Genomic DNA, 6,594 nt, shown 5'->3' on the forward strand with positions numbered 1-6,594 from the left:
ACGTTAAATTGGTTTCTGGTGGGTATGTATCGATTCTGAGACTAAGGTTTGGACTTAGGACGCCAATATCTAAGCTGGTTTGATTGCTAAATGCGCGTTTCGGCGTATTTTTATCAGATGAGATTGCCAAGACCTGATCATCATCTGTAATTAGAGTAAATCGATATTGGGCTTTGAGTTCCCCGGGGATCATTTCTAGTATCCCCTGGGTTGTATACAGAGCGGCAACCATGCCTTTAATTTCGTTACCAGAAAGTAGAGGCACTGTTTGCCAAAACACATTGCGAATTTCTTTGGAGATGACCTCGTTGCTTGGAACTTCAAGTGAGATGAAGTTGCTAAACGCCGGCCTATTAGTGGCGGCGCTAAGCTCAAGCGTTCTCTGTAGCATCTTATTTATGACGTTCGCATTATTTACTTTATTAAACCAATCGGTTTTTAAGTTGTGCGGAGGTACCTTCCATTCACTCTGGTATGTTTCATTAATCCAGACAATTTTCGCAATCTCATGATTGTTTTGCAGAAGATTTTCTGCCTGAAGGAGCACGTTATCTTTTAACTTTGTGGAATCTCCGGCGCTGACATAATCCCGCCCAATGGATTGCAATACATCGGCATTGTTTGCAAAACGCAATTGAATGCGTTGCTTTGCAAATGAGAGCTCTCTAAATAGTGCTGCTTCTTGCTGACTTTTTTCCTGAAGCTGAAGCGTGCCCATGATGACGCCCATCACCACGGTAAACAGCACAATCGCAATTAAAGGCGTGTAGACAAGCTTAAATCCCCGTATTCGACGGATCCATCTCACAGGCTTGAGTTGCCATATTGAAAATGCGATTTTTTTCATGTAATAGGGCTATTTTGCCTTACTAGCACCGCTTTCTCGCCCATTGTGGCCGCTCTGGCTTTTTGGATTGCGTTGCAACAAAATATCACATTGTGATAAATATTATCATTATGTGGAAAATTGCTTGTTTACACCCATGGACCTTCCTAGAATGTTGCCTATAGAGTGAATAAATCAGACCGATGTGACTAATGGAGGCAGTTTATGGCAGCAGTTCCAGATCAAATTTTGGGTAGCGCAGGAAAGCAAGATGCGGATCCAGGTGAAACTCAAGAATGGTTGCAGGCCTTAGATGGCGTGATTCGCAATGAGGGCCCTGAACGCGCGGCTTATCTCATAGATCAGCAAATCTCTCATGCTCGGGTTAATGGTGTTAATCAAGCATTTCATGCTGAAACTCCCTACATCAATACGATTCCAGTTGAGCAACAAGCACGCTTACCTGGCGATCAAAATGTCGAACATCGGATTCGTTCATACACTCGCTGGAATGCGATGGCCATGGTTCTTCGCGCAAACAAAGACACCAATGTTGGTGGACATATTTCATCCTTCCAGTCCGCAGCTACCTTATATGACGTTGGCTTTAACCATTTTTGGCGCGCACCATCCCCAGAGCATGGCGGCGACCTAATTTTTGTTCAAGGACATTCAGCGCCGGGTGTTTATGCACGGGCTTACATGCTGGGCCGATTATCCGATGAACAACTCAATAACTTCCGTCAAGAAGTTGGTGGCAAGGGTGTCTCTAGTTATCCTCATCCTTGGTTAATGCCAGATTTCTGGCAGTTCCCAACAGTGTCTATGGGACTTGGTCCCATCATGGCTATTTATCAAGCGCGCTTTATGCGCTATATGCAGGATCGCGGATTTATTAAGGCAGAGGGGCGTAAAGTTTGGGCCTTTCTTGGTGACGGTGAAACTGATGAGCCAGAATCACTCGGCGCAATTGGTATGGCCGGCCGTGAAAAATTAGACAACCTGATTTTTGTTGTGAATTGCAACTTGCAACGTCTCGATGGTCCTGTGCGTGGTAACGGCAAGATTATTCAAGAGCTAGAGAGCGAATTCCGTGGTGCTGGTTGGAATGTCATTAAAGTAGTTTGGGGTGGCCATTGGGATGCTTTATTTGCTCGAGATAAAAAAGGCATCTTGATGCAGCGTCTTGGTGAAATCGTGGATGGTGAGTACCAAACCATGAAGGCCAAGAATGGTGCTTATGTACGTGAGATCGTATTCAACACACCTGAATTAAAGTCTTTAGTTAGCGATTGGAGTGATGAAGAAATTTGGCAGCTCAATCGCGGTGGTCATGATCCCCATAAAGTATTTGCAGCGTTTCATTCAGCTGTAAATCATAAAGATCAACCAACAGTTATCTTGGCGCACACCATTAAGGGTTACGGTATGGGTGGATCAGGTGAGGCTATGAATATTGCCCACCAAGCCAAGAAGATGAATGCGGATGACGTGCGTCGTTTCCGTGATCGTTTTGAGATCCCCGTAAAAGATGATCAATTGGATGAAATGCCTTTGGTGAAGTTCGCCGATGGTAGTCCTGAACTTGAATATATGAAGGCGCGTCGTCAGGAGTTGGGTGGTTACTTGCCACAGCGTCGCATGAAGGCTGAGAGTTTGCCGGTTCCTGCGCTTGAGGTATTTGCGCCCTTGCTGGAAGCTACTACTGAAGGTCGTGAGATTTCCACAACCATGGCTTTTGTTCGCATTCTCAATACGATTGTGCGTGACAAGGTTTTAGGCAAGAGGGTGGTTCCGATTGTTCCAGACGAGTCGCGTACTTTTGGTATGGAAGGCATGTTCCGCCAGCTCGGTATTTGGAATCAGCTAGGTCAGCTCTACACCCCAGAGGATCATGATCAATTGATGTTCTATAAAGAGGATAAAACTGGTCAGATTTTGCAAGAGGGTATTAATGAAGCCGGCGGTATGTGCGACTGGATTGCCGCAGCAACTTCATACTCAACTCATGGCGTACCGATGTTGCCTTTCTACATCTTCTACTCCATGTTTGGCTTCCAGCGCATTGGCGATCTCTGTTGGGCTGCTGGTGATATGCGTAGCCGCGGTTTCTTGCTTGGCGGTACTGCTGGTAGAACTACTCTGAACGGTGAAGGCCTTCAGCATGAAGATGGACACAGTCAAGTTTGGAGCGCTGCTATTCCAAACTGTATCAGCTATGACCCTTCATTTGCATTTGAGGTAGCTGTGGTGATTCAGGATGGTATGCGTCGCATGCTGGCTGAACAAGAAGATGTGTACTACTACATCACTCTAATGAATGAGAATTACGCTCATCCAGCAATGCCAAAGGGTGCAGAACAAGACATCATTAAGGGCATGTACAAGCTCAAGTCAGTTGGTGATGCTAATGCGAAACTGCGCGTTCAGCTTTTAGGCTCTGGCACGATTTTCCGTGAAGTGATTGAGGCTGCTGAAATCTTGCATAAAGATTGGGGTATTGCATCGGATTTGTGGGGTTGCCCAAGCTTTACCGAGTTAGGTCGTGATTGGAATGCAGTTCATCGCAGCAATTTATTAAACCCAACAGTAGTGCCATCTCTGTCACATGTTGAGAAGTGCTTGAAAGATACCGTTGGTCCAATTGTTGCTGCCACTGACTATGTGCGTCTTTTTGCGGAGCAGATTCGTCCTGCGATTCAGCACATGGGCCGTCGTTATGAAGTGTTAGGCACTGATGGATTCGGCCGCTCAGATACTCGTGAAAAGTTACGCGATTTCTTTGAAGTAGATCGTCGCTGGGTTGTATTGACAGCCTTACGTTCTTTGGTGGATGCCGGCCAGATTGATCGTCAAGTGCTAGCTGAAGCAATTAAGAAATATGAAATCGATATCACCAAACCAAACCCAATGACGGTTTGATAAGAGACAGACTATGAGCCAACTAATTGATATTAAAGTCCCGGATATCGGGGATTACAAAGATGTGCCTGTCATCGAGGTATTGGTAAAGGCCGGTGATCGTGTTGAGAAAGAGCAATCGATTGTTGTTCTTGAATCAGATAAGGCAACCATGGACGTTCCCTCATCCCATTCAGGTGTGGTGAAAGAGGTCAGGGTGAAGGTGGGTGACTCTATTTCAGAGGGCGCTGTCGTTCTAGTGCTTGAAGAAAGTGGCGCCGTTGCTCCCGCACCAACTCAAACTGCCTCAGCTCCAGTAGCCGCGAAATCTGAGCCTGCTGTTGCGGCCCCAAAAGTAGAGCCACCGATTGTGCGCGCACCTGCGCCACCGCCAATAACTATAGCCCCAGTTGAGATTGATCCCACTGCAAGTCACGCCAGCCCGTCAGTGCGTAAATTTGCTCGTGAACTTGGCGTCACCGTTCACCAAGTTAAGGGATCTGGCCCTAAAGGCAGAATTACTCAAGAAGATGTCCAGGCCTTTGTAAAAGCTGCCATGAGCGGCGGAGCTGGAAGTCCATCTAGTGCATCTGGCGGAAGCTTGGGCGGCCTGAATTTAATTCCTTGGCCTAAGGTCGATTTCTCTAAATTTGGTGAGACAGAGCGTCAGCCATTAAACCGTATTAAGAAATTGACTGCTGCGAACCTGGGTCGTAACTGGGTCATGATTCCTGCTGTGACTTATCACGAGGATGCGGACATTACCGATTTAGAGGCATTTAGAGTTCTCACAAATAAAGAGAATGAAAAGCAGGGACTCAAAATCACGATGTTGGCTTTCTTAATGAAAGCTGCTGTTGCAGCACTTAAGAAATTCCCCGAATTCAATAGCTCTATTGACGGCGATGATTTGGTATTGAAAAAATACTTCAATATCGCCTTTGCTGCCGACACTCCAAATGGCCTAGTGGTGCCGGTGATTCGCGATGCAGATAAAAAAGGCATCTTTGAGCTAGCGCGTGAAACCTCTGAATTGGCTGCACTAGCTCGAGATGGAAAACTCAAGCCAGAACAGATGCAGGGTGCTAGTTTTACGATCTCTTCTTTAGGTGGTATTGGCGGTACGTATTTCTCACCTATCGTCAATGCACCTGAAGTGGCAATTTTGGGGGTAAGTAAAGCTGCTATGAAACCAGTGTGGGATGGCAAGCAATTTGTTCCTCGTTTAATTTGCCCATTGTCCTTAAGTGCAGATCATCGCGTAATTGATGGTGCTTTAGCAACGCGCTTCAATGTTTATATTGCTCAGCTGATGTCCGACTTCCGTCGCGCGGCACTATAAGGAAAAGATATGGCTAAGCAAATTATTCTCGTGCCAGATATTGGTGATTACTCAGATGTTCCAGTAATTGAAGTACTCATTAAAGTGGGTGATGTGATTGAAAAAGAACAGCCTTTACTTGTTCTTGAATCTGATAAAGCAACCATGGAAGTTCCAGCAGATGCTGCAGGAACCATTCTCAGTATTTCTGTAAAAGCTGGCGATAAAGTGAGCAAGGGTAGTGCGATTGCTGAGATTGAAGTGGGAGCAGCATCCGCTCCTCAGGCTTCTTCACCCGCAGCCAGTCCAACTCCTGCACCAGTCTCAGTATCGGCTCCAGTGATCACTGCTCCTATCGCTGGTCAGTACAGCGGTAAAGTGGATCACGAGTGTGAAGTGCTTGTATTGGGCGCTGGTCCTGGTGGTTATAGCGCTGCATTCCGTAGCGCAGATTTAGGCATGAACACGATTTTGATTGAGCGTTATGCAACTTTAGGCGGTGTTTGTTTGAACGTAGGCTGCATTCCATCAAAGGCTTTGCTCCACACGACTGCAGTGATGGATGAAGTAAAAACGATGTCTAAGCATGGCATTAGTTATGGCGCCCCCAAAATTGAGATTGATCAATTGCGTGGCTACAAAGACTCTGTCATTGCTAAGTTAACCGGCGGATTGGCTGGTATGGCTAAAGCGCGCAAAGTGACTGTGGTGCGTGGGTTGGGACGCTTCTTGGATGCGAATCATATTGAGGTTGAGCTCACTAAAGGCGATGGTCAAGATCTAGCTGGGCAAAAAGAAGTAGTGCGTTTTCAAAAGGCAATCATTGCAGCTGGAAGTCAGCCAGTAAAACTCCCATTTTTGCCAGAAGATCCGCGCATTGTGGATAGTACTGGTGCCTTATTGCTTAAGAGTATTCCAAAGCGCATGTTAGTGATTGGCGGCGGCATTATTGGCTTAGAGATGGCTACTGTCTACAGCACCTTAGGCTCCCGTATAGATATTGCTGAGATGATGGATGGTCTGATGGCCGGAGCCGATCGTGATTTAGAAAAGGTTTGGGAGAAATTTAACGCTGGCCGTTTTGAAAAGATCATGCTCAAGACCCGTGCGTCAAAAGCTGAAGTGAAAGCGGATGGTATCCAGGTCAGTTTTGATGGCGAGAATGCTCCCGCAGAGCCCCAAACTTATGACTTAGTGTTAGTAGCGGTGGGACGCACGCCCAACGGCAAGAAAATTGATGCATCTGCTGCAGGCGTCATTGTTGATGAGAGAGGCTTTATACCGGTCGACAATCAAATGCGCACGAATGTGAATAACATCTTTGCTATTGGCGATATTGTTGGTCAACCCATGCTCGCGCATAAAGCTGTGCATGAAGGTCACGTCGCCGCTGAAGTTGCTGCTGGTGAAAAATCTTACTTCGATGCTAAGCAAATTCCGTCTGTTGCTTATACCGATCCAGAAGTAGCTTGGGCTGGTTTGACTGAAGAGCAATGTAAGGCTCAGGGAATTGCTTATGAGAAGGGTTTATTCCCATGGGCTGCCA

At 46.5% G+C, this 6,594-nt stretch carries 3 protein-coding genes and 1 pseudogene; 3 read left to right on the forward strand and 1 reads right to left on the reverse strand.

Going from position 1 to position 6,594, the window contains the following annotated elements:
- A pseudogene (locus B7Y67_RS08620) lies at positions 1-847 on the reverse strand (PAS domain-containing sensor histidine kinase); the annotation flags it as partial.
- Between the two features lie 204 nt (positions 848-1,051).
- On the opposite strand from B7Y67_RS08620, the gene aceE reads away from it, so the two are divergent.
- From aceE to B7Y67_RS08635, 3 genes are all read left to right on the forward strand, one after another.
- Positions 1,052-3,748, forward strand: coding sequence for a pyruvate dehydrogenase (acetyl-transferring), homodimeric type (gene aceE, locus B7Y67_RS08625; RefSeq protein ID WP_293598293.1), 2,697 nt, complete (start codon positions 1,052-1,054; stop codon positions 3,746-3,748).
- Between the two features lie 13 nt (positions 3,749-3,761).
- Positions 3,762-5,069, forward strand: a complete 1,308-nt coding sequence (gene aceF / locus B7Y67_RS08630; RefSeq protein ID WP_293598294.1) for a dihydrolipoyllysine-residue acetyltransferase — start codon at positions 3,762-3,764, stop codon at positions 5,067-5,069.
- A 9-nt stretch (positions 5,070-5,078) separates the two neighbouring features.
- Positions 5,079-6,594 (forward strand): FAD-dependent oxidoreductase (locus tag B7Y67_RS08635; RefSeq protein ID WP_293598295.1); only part of this gene is annotated, 1,516 nt, incomplete at its 3' end.

The sequence above is a fragment of the Polynucleobacter sp. 35-46-11 genome, from assembly GCF_002281105.1.